Source organism: Maribellus luteus (assembly GCF_003576475.1).
In the GTDB taxonomy this organism is placed as follows: domain Bacteria; phylum Bacteroidota; class Bacteroidia; order Bacteroidales; family Prolixibacteraceae; genus Draconibacterium; species Draconibacterium luteum.
The window spans coordinates 1-681 of the sequence record NZ_QWGR01000100.1; the positions used below are offsets into that span (position 1 = coordinate 1).

The 681-nt window shown below is 64.8% G+C and carries 1 protein-coding gene; it reads left to right on the forward strand.

The genetic code is table 11. The annotated features are described in order from the left end of the window. Window positions 1–32: 32 nt before the first annotated feature. Window positions 33–681, forward strand: a 649-nt coding sequence (locus D1614_RS28100) for an SAM-dependent methyltransferase (RefSeq protein ID WP_119440491.1), incomplete at its 3' end; no start/stop codon positions are given.

Here is a 681-nt window from a genome sequence, read left to right on the forward strand (position 1 = left end):
GCAACGCTCGCTACCCGCTCTTCGCCTGAACTATGCCCGGTACGCTTTACCTCATTCCGAACACGCTTGGCTCGCGCGATGCGGCGGACCCTCTGCCTGACGTGATCCCGGCCGGCGTGCAGCAGATCACCGCGCGACTCGACTATTTCGTCGCTGAACACGCCAAGACGGCACGAGCGCTGCTCAAGAAGCTGGCCGAGACGACGCCGCTGGCACGTCCGCTGCAAGAAATCACCATTCGCGAACTGAACGTCAAAACGCCTGAATCGGAACTGGAAGCACTGTTGGCGCCGGTGATTGCGGGCCAGGACGCGGGGCTGATGTCGGAAGCCGGCGTGCCGGCGGTGGCCGATCCGGGCGCGAATCTCGTGCGCCTCGCGCACCGACGCGGCGTGCGCGTCAAGCCGCTGGTGGGGCCGAGTTCGATTCTGCTGGCGGTGATGGCGTCCGGCCTGAACGGCCAGAGCTTTGCATTCAACGGCTATTTGCCGGTCGATGCGGCCGAGCGCAAATCCAAGCTTCGCGCGCTCGAACAGCTTTCACGCTCAGCCGCCCAACCACAGGTGTTCATTGAAACGCCCTACCGCAATGGCGCGTTGCTCGAGGCCATCCAGGGCGGCTGCGCGCCGAGTACGCTGCTGTCGATTGCAGTGGATCTGACGCTGCCCAGCGAGCAGGTTG